Annotated in this window: 24 protein-coding genes and 1 pseudogene; 13 read left to right on the forward strand and 12 right to left on the reverse strand. The window is 71.0% G+C overall.

The window, feature by feature from the left end:
- The 3 genes from AC08OP_RS04800 to AC08OP_RS04810 form a co-directional block, all read right to left on the reverse strand.
- Nucleotides 1–197: biotin/lipoyl-containing protein (locus tag AC08OP_RS04800; RefSeq protein WP_476613088.1), on the reverse strand; the 197-nt coding region annotated here is incomplete at its 3' end.
- A gap of 141 nt (nt 198–338) precedes the next feature.
- The gene (gene lpdA, locus AC08OP_RS04805; RefSeq protein WP_476613089.1) at nt 339–1,721 is read right to left on the reverse strand and encodes a dihydrolipoyl dehydrogenase; all 1,383 of its coding nucleotides are present in this window, start codon (nt 1,719–1,721) and stop codon (nt 339–341) included.
- A gap of 296 nt (nt 1,722–2,017) precedes the next feature.
- On the reverse strand, nt 2,018–3,601 hold the full coding sequence (locus tag AC08OP_RS04810; protein ID WP_476613090.1) for a leucyl aminopeptidase: 1,584 nt from the start codon (nt 3,599–3,601) through the stop codon (nt 2,018–2,020).
- Between the two features lie 120 nt (nt 3,602–3,721).
- Here AC08OP_RS04810 and gcvT point away from each other — a divergent pair, with 120 nt between their 5' ends.
- On the forward strand, nt 3,722–4,837 hold the full coding sequence (gene gcvT / locus AC08OP_RS04815; protein WP_476613091.1) for a glycine cleavage system aminomethyltransferase GcvT: 1,116 nt from the start codon (nt 3,722–3,724) through the stop codon (nt 4,835–4,837).
- A 70-nt stretch (nt 4,838–4,907) separates the two neighbouring features.
- On the opposite strand, the gene cobS is transcribed toward gcvT, so the two are convergent.
- On the reverse strand, nt 4,908–5,741 hold the full coding sequence (cobS, locus tag AC08OP_RS04820) for an adenosylcobinamide-GDP ribazoletransferase (protein ID WP_476613092.1): 834 nt from the start codon (nt 5,739–5,741) through the stop codon (nt 4,908–4,910).
- The gene (cobT, locus tag AC08OP_RS04825) at nt 5,741–6,832 is read right to left on the reverse strand and encodes a nicotinate-nucleotide--dimethylbenzimidazole phosphoribosyltransferase (RefSeq protein ID WP_476613103.1); all 1,092 of its coding nucleotides are present in this window, start codon (nt 6,830–6,832) and stop codon (nt 5,741–5,743) included. The genes cobS and cobT overlap by 1 nt, the downstream gene beginning before the upstream one ends.
- Before the next feature lie 254 nt (nt 6,833–7,086).
- Here cobT and AC08OP_RS04830 point away from each other — a divergent pair, with 254 nt between their 5' ends.
- From AC08OP_RS04830 to AC08OP_RS04850, 5 genes and pseudogenes are all read left to right on the forward strand, one after another.
- Entirely contained in the window at nt 7,087–7,776 is a 690-nt protein-coding gene (locus AC08OP_RS04830) for a DUF4062 domain-containing protein (protein WP_476613093.1), read from the forward strand.
- Nucleotides 7,740–8,549 (forward strand): hypothetical protein, encoded by an 810-nt coding sequence (locus AC08OP_RS04835; RefSeq protein ID WP_476613104.1) that lies wholly within the window; start codon nt 7,740–7,742, stop codon nt 8,547–8,549. The genes AC08OP_RS04830 and AC08OP_RS04835 overlap by 37 nt, the downstream gene beginning before the upstream one ends.
- A gap of 53 nt (nt 8,550–8,602) precedes the next feature.
- Nucleotides 8,603–8,743, forward strand: a pseudogene (locus tag AC08OP_RS04840) (hypothetical protein); the annotation flags it as partial.
- Nucleotides 8,744–8,818: 75 nt separating this feature from the next.
- Nucleotides 8,819–9,274: a hypothetical protein gene (locus AC08OP_RS04845; protein ID WP_476613106.1), complete on the forward strand. Its 456-nt coding sequence runs from the start codon at nt 8,819–8,821 to the stop codon at nt 9,272–9,274.
- Nucleotides 9,261–9,779: a WD40 repeat domain-containing protein gene (locus AC08OP_RS04850; protein ID WP_476613094.1), complete on the forward strand. Its 519-nt coding sequence runs from the start codon at nt 9,261–9,263 to the stop codon at nt 9,777–9,779. Before AC08OP_RS04845 ends, AC08OP_RS04850 begins: the two co-directional genes overlap by 14 nt.
- 20 nt (nt 9,780–9,799) lie before the next feature.
- Here AC08OP_RS04850 and AC08OP_RS04855 read toward each other — a convergent pair whose 3' ends face one another.
- Both AC08OP_RS04855 and AC08OP_RS04860 read right to left on the reverse strand, forming a co-directional pair.
- On the reverse strand, nt 9,800–11,323 hold the full coding sequence (locus tag AC08OP_RS04855; RefSeq protein ID WP_476613095.1) for a bifunctional adenosylcobinamide kinase/adenosylcobinamide-phosphate guanylyltransferase: 1,524 nt from the start codon (nt 11,321–11,323) through the stop codon (nt 9,800–9,802).
- Nucleotides 11,324–11,420: 97 nt separating this feature from the next.
- Nucleotides 11,421–11,594: a hypothetical protein gene (locus AC08OP_RS04860; protein ID WP_476613096.1), complete on the reverse strand. Its 174-nt coding sequence runs from the start codon at nt 11,592–11,594 to the stop codon at nt 11,421–11,423.
- Nucleotides 11,595–12,020: 426 nt separating this feature from the next.
- Here AC08OP_RS04860 and AC08OP_RS04865 point away from each other — a divergent pair, with 426 nt between their 5' ends.
- The 3 genes from AC08OP_RS04865 to AC08OP_RS04875 all read left to right on the forward strand — a co-directional run bounded on the left by AC08OP_RS04865 (nt 12,021) and on the right by AC08OP_RS04875 (nt 13,605).
- Nucleotides 12,021–12,233 carry a hypothetical protein gene (locus AC08OP_RS04865; RefSeq protein WP_462186322.1) on the forward strand — a complete coding sequence of 71 codons (213 nt, stop codon included), beginning with the start codon at nt 12,021–12,023 and terminating at the stop codon, nt 12,231–12,233.
- A 215-nt stretch (nt 12,234–12,448) separates the two neighbouring features.
- Nucleotides 12,449–12,928: a nitroreductase/quinone reductase family protein gene (locus tag AC08OP_RS04870; RefSeq protein WP_476613097.1), complete on the forward strand. Its 480-nt coding sequence runs from the start codon at nt 12,449–12,451 to the stop codon at nt 12,926–12,928.
- Nucleotides 12,929–12,996: 68 nt separating this feature from the next.
- Complete coding sequence (locus AC08OP_RS04875) at nt 12,997–13,605, forward strand: TetR/AcrR family transcriptional regulator (RefSeq protein WP_476613098.1); 609 nt, start codon at nt 12,997–12,999, stop codon at nt 13,603–13,605.
- 63 nt (nt 13,606–13,668) lie between these two features.
- Here the strand turns inward: AC08OP_RS04875 and AC08OP_RS04880 are convergent, their stop codons facing one another.
- Genes AC08OP_RS04880 through nadA form a run of 3 tightly spaced genes read right to left on the reverse strand, consistent with a single transcriptional unit; the run spans nt 13,669 to nt 16,557 of the window.
- Entirely contained in the window at nt 13,669–14,634 is a 966-nt protein-coding gene (locus tag AC08OP_RS04880) for an aldo/keto reductase family protein (RefSeq protein ID WP_476592539.1), read from the reverse strand.
- 46 nt (nt 14,635–14,680) lie between these two features.
- Nucleotides 14,681–15,316: a DUF3043 domain-containing protein gene (locus AC08OP_RS04885; RefSeq protein ID WP_476613099.1), complete on the reverse strand. Its 636-nt coding sequence runs from the start codon at nt 15,314–15,316 to the stop codon at nt 14,681–14,683.
- The gene (nadA, locus tag AC08OP_RS04890) at nt 15,316–16,557 is read right to left on the reverse strand and encodes a quinolinate synthase NadA (RefSeq protein WP_476613100.1); all 1,242 of its coding nucleotides are present in this window, start codon (nt 16,555–16,557) and stop codon (nt 15,316–15,318) included. The genes AC08OP_RS04885 and nadA overlap by 1 nt, the downstream gene beginning before the upstream one ends.
- A gap of 411 nt (nt 16,558–16,968) precedes the next feature.
- Here nadA and erpA point away from each other — a divergent pair, with 411 nt between their 5' ends.
- Complete coding sequence (gene erpA / locus AC08OP_RS04895) at nt 16,969–17,331, forward strand: iron-sulfur cluster insertion protein ErpA (protein ID WP_462186316.1); 363 nt, start codon at nt 16,969–16,971, stop codon at nt 17,329–17,331.
- 321 nt (nt 17,332–17,652) lie between these two features.
- Nucleotides 17,653–18,633: a carbohydrate kinase family protein gene (locus AC08OP_RS04900; protein WP_476613105.1), complete on the forward strand. Its 981-nt coding sequence runs from the start codon at nt 17,653–17,655 to the stop codon at nt 18,631–18,633.
- 9 nt (nt 18,634–18,642) lie between these two features.
- Here the strand turns inward: AC08OP_RS04900 and AC08OP_RS04905 are convergent, their stop codons facing one another.
- Together AC08OP_RS04905 and AC08OP_RS04910 are read right to left on the reverse strand one after the other, a co-directional pair.
- A complete protein-coding gene (locus tag AC08OP_RS04905) occupies nt 18,643–18,879 on the reverse strand; it encodes a sulfurtransferase TusA family protein (protein WP_462186314.1) in 237 nt (78 codons plus the stop codon).
- A 13-nt stretch (nt 18,880–18,892) separates the two neighbouring features.
- Nucleotides 18,893–20,041 carry a cysteine desulfurase family protein gene (locus tag AC08OP_RS04910; protein ID WP_476613101.1) on the reverse strand — a complete coding sequence of 383 codons (1,149 nt, stop codon included), beginning with the start codon at nt 20,039–20,041 and terminating at the stop codon, nt 18,893–18,895.
- A 249-nt stretch (nt 20,042–20,290) separates the two neighbouring features.
- Between AC08OP_RS04910 and ctaC the strand changes: the two genes are divergently transcribed.
- Entirely contained in the window at nt 20,291–21,241 is a 951-nt protein-coding gene (ctaC, locus tag AC08OP_RS04915) for an aa3-type cytochrome oxidase subunit II (RefSeq protein WP_462202457.1), read from the forward strand.
- Nucleotides 21,238–22,010 (forward strand): cytochrome c oxidase subunit I (locus AC08OP_RS04920; protein ID WP_476613102.1); only part of this gene is annotated, 773 nt, incomplete at its 3' end. The genes ctaC and AC08OP_RS04920, both read left to right, overlap by 4 nt.

The raw sequence follows: 22,010 nt of genomic DNA on the forward strand, positions 1-22,010 counted from the left end.
GTCTCATCCTCGGCGACCTTGATCGAGCTGACGACACCGGAGGCGGGGGCGGGGATCTCGGTGTCGACCTTGTCGGTGCTGACCTCGAGCAGTGGCTCGTCGGTCTCGACGCGTTCACCCTCCTGCTTCAGCCACCGTGTGACGGTTCCCTCGGAGACACTCTCCCCGAGCCGGGGCATTCTGACAGATACAGACATGCGGAACGACTCCTTCGTCGCGTCCGGCATCTGCACCGCGCGGGCGGCCGGCCGGAGGCGCTCATGCTTGGCGTGGCCTGAATCCTGGGCGGATCGGGCCGCGGGGGTGGCGCGGGCAGGCACGATCCAGGGCGGTGCCCGCTAACCGTGGACGTGAAGGGGCTTGCCGGCCAGCGCCAGATGCGCCTCGCCGAGAGCCTCGGACAGCGTGGGATGCGGGTGGATGAGCTGGGCGACCTCGGCGGGGAACGCCTCCCAGTTGGTGATGAGCTGAGCCTCGGCGATGAGCTCGCCGACCCGGTCGCCGACCATGTGCACGCCCACCACCGGACCATCGGGGACCGCGATCAGAGTGACCGCACCGGAGGTCCTGAGGATCTGGGACTTGCCGTTGCCCGCCAGGTTGTAGGTGACCGTCTTGATCTCGCCGTACCGCTCCCTGGCGACCGCGGCGGTCAGGCCGACCGAGGCCACCTCCGGGTGGGAGTAGGTGACCCGCGGAACGTTGTCGTAGTCGACCGGCACCGGGCCCAGCCCGGCGAGCTGCTCTGCGACGAAGATGCCCTCGGCGAAGCCGACGTGGGCGAGCTGGAGCCCGGGCCGCAGGTCGCCCAGCGCGGACACGGTCGGAATGTTCGTGCGCAGCTGACGGTCGACCAGCACGTAGCCGCGGTCGGTCGCGATGCCGACCTCCTCGTAGCCGAGACCTTCCGAGACCGGTCCACGACCGACTGCGACGAGCAGCAGTTCGGCCTCGATGGTGGTCCCGTTCTCGAGGGACACCGTCACGCCTTGGTCGGTGGATTTCACCCCGGCGAACCGCGCGCCGAGATGCTGCTTGATGCCGCGCTTGCGGAAGGCGCGCTCCAGCAGCTTGGAGCTGGACTCGTCCTCGAGCGGGACGAGGTGCGGCAGCGCCTCGACGATGGTCACCTCGGCCCCGTAGGACCGCCAGACGGAGGCGAACTCGCATCCGATGGCTCCGGCGCCCAGTACCACCGCGGAGGCCGGCACACGGTCGAGGGTCAGGGCGTCATCGCTGGTGATGACCTTGTCGTGGTCGATGTCCAGGCCGGGCAGGGTCTTGGAGTACGAACCGGTCGCGAGCAGGACGTGCCGCCCCTCGATGACCCGGTCTCCGACGGCCACGGCGGTCGGGGAGACCAGCCGGCCGAATCCCTCGACGACCTCGATCCCCCGGGACTTGATCAGGCCGGTCAGCCCCTTGAAGAGCCCGGCGACGACCGAGTCCTTGTAGGAGTTGACCGTGGCCATGTCGATGCCGTCGAGGGTCGAGCGAACCCCGAAGGCCTCGCTTTCGTTGATGTTGTCAACGATCTCCGCCGAATGCAGCAGCGCCTTGGTCGGGATGCAACCTCGGTGCAGGCAGGTGCCGCCGAGCTTGTCCTTCTCGATCAGAACGACGCTCAGGTCGAGTTCCGCGGCGCGCAGCGCGGCGGCGTATCCGCCGCTGCCGCCACCGAGGATGACCAGGTCGACGGGACCGGCCGCTGAATTCGCCACGCCAGGGGTCCCTTCTCGTTGAATCCTGAGGTCTTGCTGGTGGTGCTGAGAGCATTACTCGTAGTGCCCGCTACGCTCAGCGGCGAAGCCGGTGGCGCGGTTGGCCGCCGCTCCCGACGGCGTTCCCGCCGCTGAGTGCGGCCGCCGAAGCAGGAGCGTCAAGCCACGACTCGCCTAGCCACGGCGACCGGATGCCAGTCTTTCACGTCGTGCGTCCACTGCCGCTCGGATGGGCGTGAGTGTGCTGCATTGCGCGATGCGCCAGCAACCGTTGTGTACCTACCTTCCTCCGCAGGTCAGCTCTCAGCCGGGGAACCGGTGGCCGAACCGGGGAAGGCCACCATCGCCGCGCGGTCCTGCGCCAGCTGGACAAGCGTGCGTACGATCATGCCGGTCCCCCCCTTGGGGGTGTGGCCGTAGGGCTCTCCACCGTTCCAGGAGGGACCGGCGATGTCGATGTGCGCCCAGGACACCTTCTCGGGGACGAACGAGGCGAGGAAGTGCGCGGCGACCAGCATGCCGCCATCCCGGTTGCCTCCCGGTGGCACGTTGGCGATGTCGGCCACTGTTGAGTCCAGTCCCTTGCGCAGATCCGGCGGAAGGGGCATCGGCCAGACGCTCTCGCCGGCGGCGGCGGCCGCCGCCGCGACCGCGTCCACCGCGGCCGCACGACCCATCAGCCCGCTCGTCCGGTGGCCGAGGGCGACAATCTGTGCGCCGGTCAGGGTGGCCACGTCCACGATCAGGTCCGGTGACTCCTCGTTGGCGCGGACGAGGGCGTCGGCGAGCACCAGCCGGCCCTCGGCGTCGGTGTTGAGCACCTCCACCCGGGTGCCGCCGCGCAGGGTGAGAACGTCGGAGGGACGGATCGCGTCGCCCGAGGGCATGTTCTCCGCGCAGGGCATCCAGCCGGTGAGAGTGATCGGGAGCTTGAGCCGGGCCGCGGCGATGACGGTGCCGAGCACCGCGGCCGCGCCCGCCATGTCGGTCTTCATCCATTCCATGGATGTCGACGGTTTCAGGGACAATCCCCCGGAATCGAAGGTGATGCCCTTGCCGACCAGCGCCAGCGCCGGCCGCTCGGATCCACCGCCGCGCCATTCCAGCCGCACCAGCCGCGGCGGATTCGCGGATCCCTGGCCGACACCGAGCAGGCCTCCGAAGCCGCCCTCGGCGAGCGTCACCTCGTCGAGGACCTCGACTGTCACGCCGGCGGCGGTGGCCCGCTCGACGGCGATGTCGGCGAGCAGGGCGGGGGACAGATGGCTCGGCGGAGTGTTCACCAGATCGCGGACCAGGGTGACCGCATCCGTGATGATGACGGCCCGGCGCAGTTCCTCTTCCGCCGTCGGGAGGCTCTGCTCGTCTACGAGCACCGTCAGCTCCTCGACGGGGCGTGGGCGGCCGTTCGCTGACGTGGTGCGCAGCCCGTCATAGGAGTAGGTGCCGAGCAACGCGCCTTCGGTCACGGCCCGCACCGACTCCGGCGTGACCGCGCCCGGCACGGCCGCCAGAGCGACGGCCACCCGCGCGGTCCCGGCGAGGGAGCGCACCGCGACCCCGGACGCCCGGCGTAGTGCCTCGGTGTCGATCGGCGTGGAGGACATCGGCGTGGAGGACGTGGCGAGGGGGCCCAGCCCGACCGCGAGGACCGTCGTGCAGGGCACGGCACCGAGGGTGGCGAAGCGGACCGTTTCGCCGGCCTTGCCGGTCGCGCCCAGCGAGGCAAGCACCTCCGTCAGCCGGCCGCCGAGCGCGGTGTCCAGGTCCGCCGCGCCCCCGGTCACGAGGAGCCCCTCGTCGCCGGTGGCGGTGCCGATCACCACCGCGTCCACATCGAGATCGGCGAGAGCGGCGGTACTGGGCACGATGGTGGTCATGCAGTGAGCGTATTGAACGGGACGTCTTCCCGGCGGTGATCCGGACGCCACCGGCGGGTGGCCGGAGGCCAGGCCCGCGGTCGTTTCGGCCAGTGCCGGCCTGATACTAGGCTGCTGGCCATGGCAGAGCTGCGTCGATCCCCAGAGCTGCGTCGATCCCCGCTGTACGACCGGCACGTCGAGCTGGGCGCGAAGATGGCCGGGTTCGGTGGCTGGGAGATGCCGATCGAGTACGCCGGCCGCGGGGTGCTCGCCGAGCACCAGGCGGTCCGCGGCGCGGTCGGGATCTTCGATGTCAGCCATCTCGGCAAGGCCAGGATCGCCGGCCCCGGCGCCGCCGCCTTCGTCAACGCCTGCCTGACCAACGACCTGCGCCGGATCGGCCCCGGCCAGGCGCAGTACACCTTGTGCTGCGAGGAGACCGGCGGGGTCGTCGACGATCTGATCGCCTACCTGTACTCCGGCGAGGAGGTCTTCCTCGTCCCGAACGCCGCGAACACCGCACAGGTCGTCGCTCGCCTCGCCGCGGCGGCGCCGGCGGGCGTGTCCGTCACCGACCTGCACACCGGGTACGGCGTGGTGGCGGTCCAGGGACCGGCCTGCGCCGACCTGCTCGGCGCCCTCGGCCTGCCCACCGGCGGGACGTACATGAGTTTCGTCGACGCGGAGTGGAAGGGCCATCCGGTGATCGTGTGCCGGTCGGGCTACACCGGGGAGCGAGGCTACGAGTTGTTGCCCCGTTGGGACGACACCCCTGCGCTATGGGATGCGCTGTTCGCGGCAGGTGAGCCGCTCGGCGTCGTGCCGGTCGGCCTCGGCGCCCGCGACACGCTGCGGACCGAGATGGGGTATCCGCTGCATGGCCAGGACCTCTCCTTGTCGATCACGCCGGTCCAGGCCCGCTCCGGATGGGCCGTTGGCTGGGACAAGGATCGCTTCTGGGGACGCGACGCCCTGCTCGCGGAGCGGTCCGCCGGCGCCTCCCGCCTGCTGTGGGGGCTGCGGTCCACCGGCCGGGCGATTCCCCGTCCGCACATGACCGTGACCTCCGCGGCTGGTGCCACGGTCGGTGAGGTCACCAGCGGCACGTTCTCTCCGACGCTGCGCCAGGGGATCGGACTCGCCCTGCTGGACCGGTCCGTGCAGGCGGGCGACACGGTGAACGTCGACGTCCGGGGCCGTCCGAGTCCCATGACGGTTGTCCGGCCGCCGTTCGTCGGGTCCTCGCCCACGTAGCCCAGCCGCCGGGCGGGCCTGCCCGGCGGGCCCGCCCGGCGGACTCCAGCGGGCGGCGTCCGCCGCGCTGTCAGTGCAGGCCGAGGGCGTGCAGGACGGGCGTCGGGATCGTCATGGCCATGGCGAGCAGGGTCGCCGCCGCGGTGATCTCGATAAGCCCGCCGAGGATGTCTCCGGTGATCCCGCCGAAGCGCGTGAGCAGATACCGCCGGAGCAGGAACGAGACGCCTGTCCCGACCCAGACCGCGAGGACCGCTCGCAGTGCCCGGCCGGGGTCGCCGCCGTCGAAGTCCAGCAGTCCGGCCAGCGCCGCGACGGCGCAGACCGCCAGGAAGGACAGCACCGCGTCCCGGGTCCGCACGGTTCCCGCGACCAGCGCACCGAGGCCATCCGGCCGAGCCGGCGGGATGGCGCCGGTACAGGCCAGGGTGGCCGCGAGCCTGCTGGTCATCGCGGCGACCAGAATCGACAGCGTGCCGCGATGCGCCGAGATCGTCGTGCTCAGGGCCCCGACCTGGAGCAGCACCACGAACAGGACAATGATCGCTCCGAAGGCTCCGATGGTCGACTCGCGCATGATCTCCAAGGCGCGATCCCTGCCCCGCGTTCGCCAGGCGCCGAGCCCGTCCCCGAGATCGGCCAGCCCGTCGAGATGCAGGCCCCGGGTGACCAGAGCGAGCACCGCGACGCCGACGACGGCCGGCAGCAGGGTCTGGGTGCGCTGACCGGGAACCGCCGTGACGATCCGGGTGGCGAACACCGCACTGCCGGCAAGCAGCCCCAAGGCCAGGCCGACGAAGGGTGCCAGGGCCATCGCCCGGCCCGCGAGCCGCCGGTCGGTGTGCTCCGGGCCCCGCAGCGGCAGGACGGTGAGCAGCGTGAATGCTGTTCTCGCCTCGAGCATCACGGGGCACCGGCCGCGGGGCCCGAGTCCTCCTGGCTGCCGCTGACCTCGGCTTCCCCGCCGACCTCGGCTTTCCCGCTGACACCGGCCTGGTCGAACGTCGCCATCTCGGCCAGTGTGGCCTGGGCCGCCCGCAGGAACGGAACGGCGAGGAGCGCACCGGTACTCTCCCCGAGACGCAGGCCGGCGTCGATCAGGGGGGTCAGACCGAGTGCGTCCAGTGCGATTCCCTGGGCGGGCTCGGTGGACCGGGTGCCGGCCACCCACCACTGGTTTGCTCCCGGGGCGATCCGCTCCGCGGCCAGTGCCGCCGCGCAGACGATCACACCGTCGAGGATGACCGGCGTCCGTCGCACGGCGGACTGCACCAGCAGCCCGGCCAGGGCGAGCAGATCGGCTCCACCGACGACCCGCAGCACCGAATGCGCGTCGCCGGTGAACAGCCGGCCGCGCCGCATCGCGTCCCGGATCGCGGTCGTCTTGATCATCCAGCGTTGGTCGTCGATCCCCGTCCCGCGGCCGACCACCTCGATCGGCTCCCGGTCGCACAGCAGCGCCACGATGGTGGCTGCGGGGGTTGTGTTGCCGATCCCCATCTCGCCGGGAACAAGCAGGTCCGCGCCCGCGTCGATCTCCTCATCCGCGATGAGTCGGCCGACGGCGAACGCGGCGTCCGCCTCCGCGACCGACAGCGCATCGGTGCGGTCGATCCGTCCGCTCGACCGTCGCACCCGATAGCGCTCCGGTGCGGCCGATCCATCCACCCCGCCCGGCGTGAGGGGCCGCGCGGTGTCCACGGACACGTCCACCACGCGCACGGCGGCCCCGACCTGGCGGGCCAGCACGTTGACCGCCGCGCCGCCCGCGGCGAAGGTCGAGACCATCTGGGCGGTCACGTCGCTGGGGAAGGCGGACACCCCGGCCTGGGCGACACCGTGGTCGCCGGCGATCACGACCGCCCGGATCCGGGCGAAGGGACGGGGCGGGCAGGTCGCCTGTGCGCCGGCGAGCCAGATGGACAGATCCTCGAGCCGGCCCAGCGCCCCGGGTGGCTTGGTCAGTTCGGTCTGCCGCTGGCGAGCCGCCGCCATCGCGTCGGAGTCCAGCGGGGGAACGGCGGGAACGGCGCTGCCTGACGCATCGGGATCCACGGGATCCTTACTACCTGATCCGCTCGGTCGGCAACGCACCACATCCCCGATCCCCGCGAAGGTACCTCCCAGTGGTCCCCGTACCGCATGATTGTGCCGATCGGCGCGGCCGGGACGGTTGGTCCTTGCCGGCGTGGCTGGCAAAGGCTGGTTGTGGAGGCTGCGGGCTGTTGAGATCGGGTACTTTGCCGGATGTGTCAGCGCCCGCGGTGCCGGTGCCGGCCGTTCCCATTGGGGGAGCGGCGGGCGGGCACGAACGCCGGGTGTTCCTGAGCCACACCGCTGAGCTGCGTCGTTTTCCGCGGGACCGCTCGTTCGTGGCGGCGGCCGAACGTGCTGTCGCGCTGGCCGGGGACCGGGTCATCGACATGGCGTACTTCGGGGCTCGCGACGACGATCCGGCGGAGTTCTGCATCCGCGCTGTCCGCTCGTCCGATGTCTACATCGGCCTCATCGGCTTCCGTTACGGCTCCCCGGTGCCCGGCCGGCCGCAGGTCTCGTACACCGAGCTGGAGTTCGACACGGCAACCGCCGCCGGGATCCCCCGCCTGGTGTTCCTCCTCGACTACTACGCCGAGGTGCCGTTCGGAGACTTCGTCGACGATCTGCATCCCGCTCGCCAGAAGCGCTTCCGTGCCCGGCTGCGGGAATCGGGCATCATCACGACCGACTTCCGCAACGCGGGTGACCTGGAGACCGCCGTCCTCGACGCCCTGGTGAAGCTGCGGGAGAGCCAGCGCCGGGAGGCGGCCGCGGGCAGGTCGTTCCTGGCGGGGCCGTCCACCGCGGTGGACCAGGCGGAATCGGAAAGACGACCCTGGCTCAGCAGGTCTGTCGGCGTCCGGAGATCGCCAGGCGGTTCGGCGGTGGCGTGCTGTGGGTGACGATCGGGGAGTCGCTCGGCGGCGCGCACCTCGCCGACCGGGTCAATGATCTCAGTGAGGCGCTCTCGGGTCTTCGTCCCGCCCTCTCCGATCCCGAGCAGGCCGGTTTTCATCTCGGCACGCTGCTCGGCGACGAGCCCCGGCTTCTCATCGTCGACGACGTGTGGGAACGCGCCCAGCTCCGCCCCTTCCTGCAGGGCGGTCCGAACACGGTGCGGCTGGTCACCACGCGGCTGCGCGACCTTGCTCCCCGGGCCCGCATGGTTGAGATGCCGACCATGGCCCACGGTGAGGCGATGGCGCTGCTGCTGCGGGACGTCGGCGGTGGTGTGCCGGCGGAGGCCGCGGCGCGGCTGCTGGTCGTCACCGGTCGGTGGCCGATGCTGCTGAGCCTGGTGAACCGGGCCCTGGTGCGGCACATTCGGGATGGGATGACCGTGCCGCGGGCCGTCGAGCGGGTGCTGCGCCGCCTCGAGCGGCGCGGTCCGACCGGGCTTGACGTCAGCCGGGCGGCGGACCGGAACGAGGCCGTGGAGGTGACCCTGGGGGCGAGCCTCGGGCTGCTCACCGGGCATCGGCTGGAGCGTTATCTCGAGCTCGCCGTGTTTCCCGAGGACGTCGAGATTCCCCGGGAGGTACTCGAGGCGTACTGGGGAGCCACCGGCGACCTCGATCCGGACGAGGTCGACGATCTCTGCCAGGAGCTCGCGGACCTGTCCCTGGTCGTCGCCGCTCTGTCCGCCGTCACCGCCGTCACCGCTGGGACGTTGTGAGCGGAGATTCTGTCTTTCAGGTCCCCGTCTCCGGCGCGGCGCTGCGCTGCTGCGTGCCGGCGCCGGACGGAAGCTGGATCGCCGTCGCGGGTGACGACTCCGTCATCCGGATCTGTGATGCCACGACCGGAGCCCCGAGGTTGACCCTCACGGGCCATGCCGGATCCGTACTCTCGCTGACCGTCGCTCCAGACGGTAGCTGGCTCGGATCGTCGGGGCAGGACGGAACAGTCCGCCGATGGTCAATGCCCGCCGGCCGGCAGGACCGCGTGATCAGCGATGGTGCCGGGTCCGTGCGGTGCGCCGCGGTCGGCCCGGGTGGCCGCCTCCGGTTGTGGGCAACCGACGTCACCCTGCCCAAGCCCGCCGCGAGTGGCCGGGACGAGGCGATGCGGGGCTGCGCCGTGGTGGTCCCCCGCGGGCGGGACGCGCCCACCCTGGTTGTCGCCTACTCCGACGACGGCACCGCGACCGCCTGGGATCTGGCCAGGGGAGAGCCAGGCGCGGCGAGCAGTGGCGGTCGTGTCCAGCAGGCCCGCGGGTCGGTGGCCGCACCCGACGGTTCCTGGGCGGTCGTACCCGTGGACACGAAGGCGGTCGGGCTGTGGGATCCCGTCACCGCTGTGGGAGACCGAGGGGGGCGAGTGGCTGGCCACCTTTGCTGCCGCCACCGCTGCCGCGTCGAGCGGTTCCGAGGATCCCCGCGGTCTGGTGGGCTCTGTTGATCAGGCGGGTCATCGCGGTCCGGTGCAGGCCTGCGCGGTCAGCCCGGACGGCAGGTGGCTGGCCTCGGGCGGCAATGACCGCACCATGCGGTTGTGGGACGTGGCGACGTTGGAGCAGCGGGCTGTGCTCACCGGCCACACCGACAACGTGCTGGGCGTGGGGATCTCCCCGGATGGCGCGCTGGTGGCCTCCGCGGGAGCCGACCACACCGTGCGGGTCTGGCGGGTGAGCGACGGCGCGGCGGTGGCGACGCTCATCGGACACGTCCACACCGTGCGCGACGCGGCCTTCTCTCCGGACGGGGCGTGGCTCGCCACCGCGGGCGGCGACGGCGCGCTGCGCATCTGGGACACCTCGACCTGGCGATGCGCCACCATGATGCGTTTCGAGGGCGCGGCCCGGTCCTGCCGGTGGCTTCCCGCGACCGAACCGGCCGGTCTCATCGTGGCCTGCTCGGCCGGGCTCTATCGCTACGACTTCCTCACGGGAGGATTCGTCCCGTGAGGACTCGTCCCGTGAGGACGCTATGACCGCTCGTGCGGGAACGGTCGCAGCCGGAGGGGGATGCCCGCGACCACCTGCCACACCTCGTCGGCCTCGGCCGCGAGATCGGCGTTGAGACGGCCGAGCGCGTCGCGGAACCGGCGGCCGGCCTCGGCCGGGGGAACGACCCCGGAACCGGCCTCGTCCGTGACCGCGACGACCCGGCGGCCGGTGGCCCGCCAGGCGTCAACGAGCTCCTCCGCGCGGATGCGCAACTCGTCCGGACGGTCCAGCCAGGCGCCGACCCACAGCCCCAGACCGTCGATGAGCAGCGGTGGTCCGGGAGAGCGCAACAGGGGGACCAGATCGACCGTCTCCACGGTCGTCCAGGCGGCCGGGCGCCGCCGCCGGTGCGCGGCGATCCGCTCGGACCACTCGGCGTCGGCCGGATCAGGCGGCGCCGATGTCGCCACGTAGACCACCTCCGGTTCGGCGAGCAGCCGGCGTTCGGCCTCAGCCGACTTCCCCGACCGGGCACCCCCCGTGATCAGGACTCGGTGTGGTGCCGGGAACACCGGGCGCTGCCACCGCCCTGGTGCCCGTGGTGGCTGTGCTGGCTGAGACGGCTGTGGTGGCTGCCGCCGGGCGGCCGGGACGATATCATAGACGGTCCCGTCCGCCGGTGCCAGCGCGCCGGCGAGCTGGAGCCGGCGGGCCAGTTCGTCGCCGGGCGGGTTGCGGTGACTCAGATGAACGGCCAGTACCAGGGTGCTCGGCACCACGGCGCCGCGGCGGCGCAGCTCGGCCACGAGCTGACCGAAGGTATCGAGGTCAAGGTGCTCGCCGAACCCCGGCCGGTCGCCGTTGTTCTCCTCCAGCAACACGACGTCGTAGGCGCGGCCGGTGACCGCCTCGAGCGTCTCCGCCGGCAGCGGCGCCGCGGTGTCGCAGCCGTACAGCAGGCGTCCACCGTCCGGCGCCGTCACGTCGTAGAGCACGGCCGGCCCGATGCTCGCGTCACCGTGCCGGGCGGCGACCGGTCGAACGAGGTAACCCCGATCGCTCGGGGACTCCTGATCCTCCGCGGATCCCCGGTCCTCCGCGGCCTGCCGATCGTCCCCGCCGAGGCGCAGGGGCCCGGGTGCCGTCGGCGTGCCCCCGGGCACCACGGCGATCAGCCGCAGCGGCGAGCCGTCCCGGTCCGGATCGGAGCGCTCCCAGCGAGCCAGGAACTCCCGGCACGCCGCCAGCGCCGCCGGCGGACCGACCACGTCGAGGGGCCGTCCCGCGGCTGTCGACCACGAGCGCCACATCAGGCTCTCGGGCCCCAGATGATCTGGATGGGCGTGGCTGATCAGCAGATGACGCAGCCCCGACAGGCGTACTCCGAGCCGGGCAGCGGTCCGGGGCACGTCGGGACCACAGTCGATCAGCAGGGCGTCGTCGATCAGAACGGCCGTCTGCCCGCGTACTTCGTGTTCCCTGGCCCAGGCACAGGATGCGCAGTCGCACCACGGGTTGGGCCAGCCGTCCGCCGAGCCGGTGCCGAGCAGCGTCACCTTCATCGTGTTCCGTCTCCCGGATCCCGTTGCGCCCCGGATCCCCCGGGGTCTCCGCCTCTCCGGGTTCTCAAGCCTGCCAGGCTCCGTGGCCTCCGGAACCTCAGACGTGCGGGTGGCGCTTGCGCTCCCACAGGGTCATGAGGGTGAGCACCACCGCCAGCAGGAAGATCGCCGCGAAGGTGACGAGAGTGGCGGCCCACCAGGTCAGGGGCGCGTCCTCGTGTTCCACGGAGTCGGCCACGATGGCCGCTGCGTTGTAGACGGTCGTTCCCACGCGGGTTCTTCCTCCTTGTACCGACATCCTGCTCACGCAGACGTGCCTGTCGTGCGGACCTGCCTTCGACGCGGCTGTGCTCACCGTGCGGACCTGCCGCCGGCTCGCGCGACCGGCGATGACCGGTGACGCCGGCTTCGCGATCGCGGTGGTCGCGGTGCTGTCCGGGCATCCACCAGAACTGACGTTACCGGCGTTCACGACATCCTGGCGCGGGTATCGCCGACCGCGCCAGTAGCACGGGCCGACCGGACCCGGGCCCGCGGGCCGGTCGACCAGTGCCACGATGGATCATCGGCCCTGGGATGGGGCCGGGAGTCCCGCGTCGGCGGGGTGCACACGGTTGGATGGGGCGACCGGCCGGCGCACTGGCCGATCACGGCCGGCGGTTCCAGCGCGGGCCGCCCGGGTGGGAAGGACACACTCATGACCTGGACCTGGCGCTACGAAGGCGATGACGGCACCATCACGATGGTCGGCGGGGACTCGACCTCCGAGTCGTTCACCAGCCAGGGAGACGCTGAGACGTGGCTCGGGGAGACCTGGCGTGACCTGCTCGATGCGGGGGTGGCGCAGGTGACGCTCCTCGATGCCGGCCGTCGCATCTACGGGCCGATGAGCCTGCGCCCGGTGACCTGAGCCGCCTCCGCCCGTGCCGGTCCCGACCGTGCCGGTCCCGATTCGTGCCGACCGAACCACCTCTTGACGAGAGGTCGGCTAACAATGTTAGCTGGCAGCGTTGGCTAACGACGTTGGCTAACGACGCTAGCCTGTCCGATGGTTCGGCCGGCCGAACCATCGAGATCGCTCAGGCCGGCGCCGGGCCGCTCCGGTCGGCAGAGAGGGTGCAGATCTTGACCGAGCACAACAACCCGTCCACTCCGGCTGAAGCGCATTACCTCGCCCCCGGATGGTTCACTCGTAACGTGGCCAACCGCGCCGTCGCGGCGTTGACCCGGGCGGGGATCAGCCTCCTGGGCAGCCGGATCCTCGAGGTACGCGGCCGGATCAGCAGCGAGCCGCGCCGGACCCCGGTGAACCTGCTCATCTTCGACGGGCAGCAGTACCTGGTCTCGGCGCGAGGGCACGGTCAGTGGGTGCGTAATCTGCGCGTGGCCCAGGGCGAGCTGTACCTGCTGCGTGGCCGGTCGCGCACGCGTTACTCCGCGATCGAGCTGGATCCGGCGGCGAGCGTCGCCGTGCTGCGGGCCTACCTGCGGCGGTGGAAGGCCGAGGTCGGCGCCTTCTTCGACGGGGTCGGGCCGGGCTCGTCCGATGAGGAGATCCGTCGGATCGCGCCCCGCCATCCCGTCTTCGTGATCACGCCGGCGTGAACACAGGGACGGCAACCTCACCGGTGCGGGCGGAATCCGGGCCGGCGCCGGCGCGGGGACCACGGTCGGTGGCGGAGGTGCGGCCGGCCGGCGAGCCGCCGTTGCCCAGGATCGCGCCCCGCCCGGTCCTGGGCCCCGTCTCGCCGCGGGTCACCGAGATCATCATGGTCGCGCGAGGGGTGCTGGAGACCGAGGGGGCGGGGGCGCTGACGATGCGCCGGATCGGTGATCTCCTCGGTATCCGGGCGCCGTCGCTGTACAAGCATCTCGCGGGCAAGCCGCAGCTCGAGGCCAAGCTGATCGAGACCATGCTCATGGAGATCGGGGAGCTGCTCCACGACGTGGTCGACCGCAGCGGTTCCGCGGAGGTGGTCCCGGCCCTGCTGGCCGCGTACCGGGGCTATGCCCGAGCCCATCCGAACCTCTACCGCCTGGTCACCGCCGGTTCGCTGACCCGTCGGCTACTGAGCGCCGACGTCGAGGACTGGGCGGGGGAGCCGTTCTACCGGGCGGCCGGGGAACCCTATCTCGCGCAGGCCCTGTGGGCCGCCGCGCACGGCATGATGATCCTCGAACTGGACGGCCGCTACCTGCCAGGATCCGATCTCGACCGGACCTGGCAGGCGCTGGCCTCCGCTTTCCGCCGAACCGGCCCGGCCGACGACCAGCCTGGCTGATCCGATCCGATCCGGTTCGGGGCAGCCGGCGGGCCCGGGGCCAGGCCTGGAGGCAGGCCCGGGTCAGGCCCGGGTGACGACCTTGGCGAGCACGTCGTCGATCCGATCGAGCAGCACCGCGTCGAGCGTCACGCCGGCAGCCTTGACGTTCTCCCGTACCTGCTCCGGCCGGGACGCGCCGATGATCGCTGAGGCGACGTTGTCGTTCTGCAGCACCCAGGCGACGGCGAGCTGCGCCATCGACAGCCCGGCGTCCGCGGCGATCGGCCGCAGCTCCTGCACCGCGGTCAGCACGTCGTCGCGCAGCAGCCGGGAGATGAAGGTGGAACCGGTTCCACCGGTGGCCCGGCTGCCGGTCGGCGGTGGCTGACCGGGCAGGTACTTGCCGGTGAGCACGCCCTGGGCGATCGGCGACCAGACGATCTGGGAGATCCCGGCCTTCCGGCTGACGGGCACGATGTCGGCCTCGATGGTCCGCCACAGCATCGAGTACTGCGGCTGGTTGGAGATGATGCGGTCCAGCCCCAGCTCGCCGGCCAGCCGGACGGCGTCGCTGATCTGCTCGGCGCTCCACTCGGACACGCCGACGTAGAGCACTTTGCCGGCGCGGACGAGGTCGTCGAAGGCCCGGAGGGTCTCCTCGACCGGCACCGTTGGGTCGTACCGGTGTGCCTGGTAGAGGTCGAGGTGGTCGGTGCGCAGACGGCGCAGCGAGGCGTGCGCGGACTCGATGATGTGCTTGCGACCGAGGCCCTTGTCGTTCTCGCCCGGGCCGGTGGGCCAGTAGACCTTGGTGAACAGCTCGTAGGACTCCCGGCGCACGCCCTGCAGCGCCTCGCCCAGGACGCTCTCGGCGCGGGTACCGGCGTAGACGTCCGCGGTGTCGAATGTGGTGATGCCCTCGTCGAGGGCGGCACGCACACAGGCGGTCGCCGCATCCGCCTCGATCTGGTCACCATGGGTGATCCAGTTGCCGTAGGAGATCTCACTGACCGACAGGCCGCTGCGCCCGAGACGTCGATGCTTCACGTGACGACCTTAGCCGTCGGCCCTGGCCGTCGGCCATGACCGTCGATCAGGGGCGCGGGCCGGAGCGGGAGACCCGCGGGCGGGGGAGTCGCCAGCGCCGCGGCAGTAGCGCGCGCTGCACGGCGTAGGCCCGCACCCGCACCCGGGAGTCCGGGTACTTCTCCGCGACGCGCCGGCTCACCTGCCAGGAGAGCAGGAGCGAGTCGATGACGACCGCGACGATCCCGAGCAGCATCAGCAGGGTCGCGGCCAGCTTGATCGATGCGTTCGGGACCAGTCCGCCGACGAAGTAGACGATGGCGATCGGCAGGAAGAACGACCCGACGTTGATCCGCGTGTCCACGAAGTCGCGGGCCAGCACGCGCTCGGGCGCGCGTTCACGCGGTGGCAGCCGGCTGACGTCGCCGGACATCATCGCCGCGCGGTACTCCTGGCTCTGCCTGCGTCGCGCGGCCCGCGCCTCCTGCTTGTTCGCCGGGGCGCCGAGCGCCCCACCGGGCTTCGTACGGGCGGCCCGCGCCTCCGCCCGGCGGGGCGTGGGCCGGCCCTTGGCCGCCGTGCGCCGCGGATCGGCGACCTTCTCCTGTTCGGCCCTCTCCACCTGCTCGGCGATCGGATCCCCGGCGATGGCATCGGAGCCGGCATCGGAGCCGGCGGAGCCGCGTCGTTTCAGCAGGGCCATCAGGGCAGCGCCAACATCTGGTCGAGAGCCTTCCGGGCATAGGTGGCCATGTCCGGGTCGACGGTGACGCGGTTCACCGTCTCACCCCGCACGAGGGACTCCAGCGCCCACACGAGGTGGGGCATGTCGATCCGGTTCATGGTGGAACAGAAACACACCGTACGGTCCAGGAAGACGACGGTCTGGTCAGGGTGCCTCGTCGCCAGCCGCTGCACCAGGTTCAGCTCGGTACCGATCGCGAACGCCGATCCGGCGGGAGCGGCATCGACGACCGAGATGATGTACTCGGTCGAGCCGACGAGGTCGGCCGCGGTGACGACCTCCCGCCGGCACTCCGGGTGGGCGAGCACCGTCACCCCGGGGATCCGGCGGCGGACTTCGTCGACACTATCGCGGGTGAACCGGCCGTGTACCGAGCAGTGACCCCGCCAGAGGATCATCTTCGCCTCGCGCAGCTGCCGGCTGGTCAGTCCTCCCGAGGGCGTGCGGGGGTCGTAGACGACGCAGTCCTGCTCGCTCATCCCCAGCTCCCCGATGGCGGTGTTGCGGCCGAGGTGCTGGTCCGGCAGGAAGAGCACCCGGGCGCCCCCGCGCTCGCCGAAGGCCCACTCCAGCGCGCGCCTGGCGTTCGACGACGTGCAGATCGTCCCGTCGTGGCGCCCGGTGAACGCCTTGATCGCGGCCGAGGAGTTCATGTAGCTCACTGGAACGGTGCCGGCGGCGACTCCCGCGTCGAGCAGATCGTCCCAGGCCTGCTCGACCTGCTCGGCTGTGGCCATGTCCGCCATCGAGCAGCCGGCGGCAAGGTCCGGCAGGATCACCTGCTGGTGCGCGCCGGTGAGGATGTCGGCGCTTTCCGCCATGAAGTGCACGCCGCAGAAGACGATCGCCTCGGCCTGCGGCCGCGCGGCGGCCTGCTGGGCCAGCTTGAACGAGTCGCCGGTCACGTCGGCGAAAGCGATGACCTCGTCGCGTTGGTAGTGGTGCCCGAGGATGAACGCCCGATCACCCAGCGCCCGCTTCGCCGCCGCGGCGCGGGCTGTGAGGGTCGGATCGGCCGCCGGGGGGAGTTCACCCGGACAGTCCACGCCACGCTCGCTGGCCGGGTCGGCCTGGCGTCCGAGTAGCAGCAGGGCCAGCGGTGACGGAGTCACACCGACCCGGTCGAGGGCCGGGTCGCGAGCAGGGATCGGGTCGCGAGCAGGGATCGGGTCGCGCCGCAGGGCCGGGTTGGTGGTCATGGCACTCCTCCGGTCGACCGGCCCTCGGCCTGGCCGCCTCGTCGTCCGCGGCGGCCGATCGAACGATCCCGCCGGGCCCGTCCACGAATGGTCGATGAGACTCTAACTCCCGGCGCCATCGTATGCCGAGCTCTTCGTGGTCAGCTGGCGGCCAGACGAAGGTCACTAACGTGAACGGGAGTGACCACCGTCTCCAAGCATGGTCGGGATCTCGACGTGGTTGGCCCGCGCCGGCATCGCTACCATAGGAAGCGGATCCCGGCCGACGGTGTTGGGCATGGATGTCGGCACAGTGGCAGTGCCGTGCCCGGGGGGTGTGCGCCGGATGGTCGGCGGCGCCCTGCGTACAAGTCAACCGGAACTAGTGGCCTGGCTTGCCAGGCACGTCCACCAAGGGCAGGAGTAGTCCCTATGACCGTTCAGGACACCACGGCACCCGCGACGCAGTCCTCGAGCGTCGTCCTCACCGACACCGCCGCAGGCAAGGTGAAGACCCTGCTTGAGCAGGAGGGTCGGGATGACCTCAAGCTGCGTATCGCGGTGCAGCCCGGAGGCTGCTCGGGCATGCGCTACCAGCTGTTCTTCGACGAGCGGTCCCTCGACGGCGACACCGTCCTCGACTTCTCCGGTGTCAAGGTGGCGGTGGACCGGATGAGTGCCCCGTACCTCGGCGGGGCGACGATCGACTTCGTCGACACGATCGAGAAGCAGGGTTTCACCATCGATAACCCGAACGCCCAGGGTTCCTGCGCCTGCGGCGACTCGTTCCACTGATGCGCTGAGCACCGGGCCGCGCCTCCTGCTCGGGCCGCGTCTCGGCGCGAGCCCCGGGGCGCGGTTCGGTGACCGGTTGATCAGACCGGAACGTTCGGGAGAGCCCGGTCCGACCTTTGTTCGTCGGACCGGGCTCTCCCGCATGTGTTGTGTCGGTGTCCGCTTGTGTCGGTATCCGTCGTTTCCATTGCCTGCGGGTCCATTGCCTGCGGGCCGCCGGAATCACGGGACACCGCGATCTGACGCCTCCGTAATGACGCGCGTGAACCAGCGCGAGCCGGTGGTTCCGGGCTTCGGGGCAGGCCGGTAAGCTCCTTGATCGTGCGTATCGCCGTGACTGGTTCCATCGCCTCCGACCACCTCATGCGCTTTCCTGGAAGGTTCGCCGAGCAGTTGCTCGCCGACCAGCTTGAGCGGGTCTCGCTGTCCTTCCTCGTCGACGAGCTCGTGATCCGGCGGGGCGGAGTGGCGGCCAACATCGCCTTCGGCCTGGGCCGGCTGGGCCTGCGCCCGATCCTCGTCGGCGCGGTCGGCGAGGACTTCGCCGACTACCGTTCCTGGCTCGACCGGCACGGCGTGGACACCGCCTCCGTGCGGGTCAGCGAGATCGCGCACACCGCGCGGTTCGTCTGCACCACCGACGAGGACCTCAACCAGATCGCGTCCTTCTACCCGGGTGCGATGAGTGAGGCCGCCGACATCGAGCTGAGGCCGATCGCCGAGCGGTTCGGCGGCCTGGACATGGTGATCGTCAGCCCCAACGACCCCGGGGCGATGCTGCGCCACAGCGAGGAGTGCCGGCAGCGGGGATATCCGTTCGCGGCGGACATCTCCCAGCAGCTCGCGATCATGGAGGGCCCGCAGATCCGCGAGCTCGTCGTCGGTGCGGCCTACCTGTTCTGTAACGAGTACGAGAAGGCGCTGCTCGCCAGCAAGACCGGCTGGTCGGACGAGGAGATCCTGGCCAGGGTCGGCGTCCGGGTGACCACGCACGGCAAGGATGGTGCGGTCATCGAGGCCCCGGAGAGCGACCCCATCCGGGTCCCGGTCGTTCCCGCCCGCGCCACCCCGGATCCCACCGGAGTCGGGGACGCCTTCCGGGCTGGGTTCTTCGCCGGCCGGTCCTGGGACCTCTCGCTCGAACGCTCCGCCCAGGTCGGCTCCCTGCTCGCCACCCTGGTCCTGGAGACGATCGGCACCCAGGAGTACACGGTGGAGCCGTCGGAGGTGCTTAAGCGTCTCACCGAGGCCTACGGTTCCGACGCCGCCGCCGAGATCGCCGAGCGTCTGCCGACAATCTGAGCCGGAAGATTATACAAGCCGCCGGATGACGAACGCCTCCCCGCCCTCCGGGAGCGGGGAGACGCCCACCAGCTCCTGACCCCGCAGCCGGCACCAGGCCACGACGTCCGCGCCGGCGGCGGGATCGTCGGCCCAGAGCGTGATGGTGCCGGTCACCGGAATCCCGCCGAAGGCGCGGGCCAGATCGATGATCGGCAGCGGGCAGCGCCGTCCCCGCGAGTCGACCGTGTGCGGCTGTTCCGTCATCGGATTGTCGGCGTCAAAGCCCGGCGGCGCCCAGCCGGTCCCGCACGGCGCGCACGGCCGCGGGCAGCGCCGTCAGCAGGGCGTCGAGGTCGGCCCGGGTCGACTCGCGGCCGAAGGAGATCCGCAGGTTGCCGTGCGTCAACGCGCCCATGGCGACCAGGACATGGCTCGGGGCCAGGGTGTCGGATGTGCAGCTCGACCCGGAGCTCACGGCGATTCCGGCCCGGTCGAGCTCGGTCAGCAGTGCCTCGCCCTCGACGTAGAGGCAGGAGAACGCGCTGATGTGCGGAACCGTCGCTGCCCGGTCCGGGTCGCCGAGTAGTTCCACGCCGTCGACGAGTTCGGGCAGCCGGCGGCGCAGCTCGGCCACGTAGCCGGCGAGCCGGGGCGCCTCCGCGGCGAGTTCACCCGCTCGGGCGCTCAGCGCCGTGGCGGCGGCGGCGACGGCGGGGACGTTCGGATAGCCCGCAACCCGACCGCCCTCCCGCTCGTCGACGGGACCGGGACTGCGCCAGCGGGTCCCGGTGCGCACGGCGAGAACGCCCACCCCAGGTGGTCCGCCGAACTTGTGGGCACTCGCGGTGAGCAGATCCACCCCGAGGTCGGCCAGGTCGACGGGGATGTGGCCGACTGTCACGGCGGCATCGGTGTGCAGCGGCACCCCGGCGGCGCGCATCCGTTCGGCGACCTCGGCGACCGGCTGGATGGTCCCGACCTCGTGGTTGGCGTGCTGGAGGCTGGCGACGGCGGTACCGGCGACGGGGGTGAAGCCGGCGGGGTCGATCCGGCCGAGATGATCCACACCGACTCTGACGACCCGTCCACCGGCCTGTTCGTGCCGCTGCGCAGCGTGCAGGACGCTGGAGTGCTCGACCGCGCTGACCATGACGACGTCACCCGCGCGCCGCCGGGCCGCCGCCGTGCCCAACAGGGCTAGATGCGCCGCCGCCGACCCGCTCGCGGGAAAACTGATCTCGTCCGGCCGGGCCCCGAGTACGCTCGCGACGGTCTCGCGCGCCGCGTCGAGCAGCATGCGCGCCCGGCGGCCCTCCCGATACAACCGTGCCGGGTCGGCCCAACCATCCTGAAGGGCCATTAGCAGAGTCTCGCGCGCGGCAGGGTGCAGCGGCGTGGTCGACGCGTGGTCGAGATAGGCCGGCACCTGTGAAACGGTACGCCGTGAACGGCCGGGAGGGGCGTGCGTCACAGGCGCTGACGGGGGCCTGAGGCGAGAAGGTTCGCGGCCGCTGAGATACGCTGCTGCCGCACCATCTACAGCGTGTCGAAGACAGCATGTCGTCCGGTTGGATCGGCGGGGCGACATGGCGTTTCCAGGGGGTCTCGCGCGCGGGGACGAACGCTGTCCGCCCCCGCGGCCGCGCGGCCCGCTCGTCGTGGGAGGCAGGACCTGGTGAGGAGATCCTTCGGTCGGACCCGGCCGTCGCTCGCGGATGTCGAGGACACGCCGACGACGCCGGCTGGCTCCGACACACGCGCAGCCGCGGTGTCCGCGGTCGGCGTGCACGGGACGCGGCACATCCGGCCGCTTCGGCGTGTCCTGCGTCTCAGTGCCGCGCTCGCTGTCGTGGGGATCATGGCGACCGCCTGCGACAGGCCCACATTCGGCTATCCCGAGGGCGTGACGAACCACACGCCGCGCCTTCTCAACATCTGGCAGGGTTCGGCGATCGCGGCGCTCGCCGTCGGTGTGCTCGTCTGGGGAATGATCTTTTACGCGGTCATCGCCTTCCGGAAACGCAGCGACGTACTTCCCCGCCAGGTGCGCTACAACCTGCCGGTCGAGGTGCTCTACACCGTCGTGCCGGTGGTGATCGTGGCCGGGCTGTTCTTCTACACGGCCCGGGACGAGACCGAGGTCACCAAGCTTTCGTCGAAGCCCGACGTCACCGTCGACGTGATCGCCTTCCGGTGGAACTGGCAGTTCAAGTACCTCGACACCGGATCCGGCCGGCAGGGTGCCAACCCGATTGAGGTCACCGGTCGCCCCGGTGAGCCGGCGGTGCTCGTGCTGCCGCAGAACCGCTCGATCCGTTTCGTGGAGAGCTCGCCGGACGTCATCCACTCGTTCTGGGTGCCGGAGTTCCTGTTCAAGCGGGACGTCATCCCCGGCCGGGTGAACCAGTTCGAACTGACCGTCACGAAGACCGGCACCTTCATCGGTCGATGCGCCGAACTGTGCGGGACGGACCACGACCGGATGAACTTCTACGTGAAGGTCGTGCCGCAGGCCGAGTACGACACGTTCATCGCGGACCGGGAGAACGCGGTGATCTCGGCGACGCCGGCCGCGTCGACGACCGGGACCGCCGCCACCACCGCAACCACCGGGAGTGGACAGTGACCCTCGTACAAGAACCGGGTGTCGGGCACGCCGACTCCCCGGCCCCCCACATCCCCCGGCGGACGAACCTGCTCGGCTATCTGCGGACGACGTCCCACAAGGACATCGCCGTCATGTACTTCGTCACGTCGTTCGTGTTCTTCATCGTCGCCGGCCTCATGGCCATCATGATCCGGGCGGAACTCGCCCGCCCGGGGCTGCAGCACTTCTCCAACGAGCAGTACAACCAGCTGTTCACGATGCACGGCACGCTGATGCTGCTCATGTTCGCCACCCCGATCGCCTTCGCGTTCGGAAACTTCCTGGTGCCGCTGCAGATCGGCGCGCCGGACGTGGCGTTCCCGCGGCTGAACGCGCTGTCCTACTGGTTCTTCCTGTTCGGCAGCCTGACGGTGATCTTCGGGTTCCTGACCCCGAACGGGTCGGCGTCCTTCGGCTGGTTCGCCTACTCGCCGCTGAACAACGGGGTGTACTCGCCGGGGGCCGGGTCGGACCTGTGGATCCTGGGGCTGACGGTGTCCGGTCTGGGCACCATCCTCGGCGCCGTCAACATGATCACAACGATCCTGGCGATGCGGGCCCCGGGCATGACGATGTTCCGACTGCCGATCTTCTGCTGGAACTTCCTGGTGACCTCGATCCTCGTGCTGGTCGCCTTCCCCGTGCTCGCCGCGGCGCTGCTCGCCTTGGAGGCCGACCGGCGCTTCGGCGCGCACGTGTTCGACGCCGCCAACGGCGGCGCGCTGCTCTGGCAGCACCTGTTCTGGTT

The organism is Frankia sp. CeRuru1 (genome assembly GCF_977966315.1).

What these genes read in the sequence shown, in the direction of transcription:
- AC08OP_RS04810 (WP_476613090.1), bottom strand. Translation starts at nt 3,601, where the DNA reads ATGACCACCATCGTGCCCAGTACCGCCGCTCTCGCCGATCTCGATGTG.
- gcvT (WP_476613091.1), top strand. Translation starts at nt 3,722, where the DNA reads ATGGCAGAGCTGCGTCGATCCCCAGAGCTGCGTCGATCCCCGCTGTAC.
- cobS (WP_476613092.1), bottom strand. Translation starts at nt 5,741, where the DNA reads ATGCTCGAGGCGAGAACAGCATTCACGCTGCTCACCGTCCTGCCGCTG.
- cobT (WP_476613103.1), bottom strand. Translation starts at nt 6,832, where the DNA reads ATGGCGGCGGCTCGCCAGCGGCAGACCGAACTGACCAAGCCACCCGGG.
- AC08OP_RS04855 (WP_476613095.1), bottom strand. Translation starts at nt 11,323, where the DNA reads ATGAAGGTGACGCTGCTCGGCACCGGCTCGGCGGACGGCTGGCCCAAC.
- AC08OP_RS04865 (WP_462186322.1), top strand. Translation starts at nt 12,021, where the DNA reads ATGACCTGGACCTGGCGCTACGAAGGCGATGACGGCACCATCACGATG.
- AC08OP_RS04885 (WP_476613099.1), bottom strand. Translation starts at nt 15,316, where the DNA reads ATGGCCCTGCTGAAACGACGCGGCTCCGCCGGCTCCGATGCCGGCTCC.
- nadA (WP_476613100.1), bottom strand. Translation starts at nt 16,557, where the DNA reads ATGACCACCAACCCGGCCCTGCGGCGCGACCCGATCCCTGCTCGCGAC.
- erpA (WP_462186316.1), top strand. Translation starts at nt 16,969, where the DNA reads ATGACCGTTCAGGACACCACGGCACCCGCGACGCAGTCCTCGAGCGTC.
- AC08OP_RS04905 (WP_462186314.1), bottom strand. Translation starts at nt 18,879, where the DNA reads ATGACGGAACAGCCGCACACGGTCGACTCGCGGGGACGGCGCTGCCCG.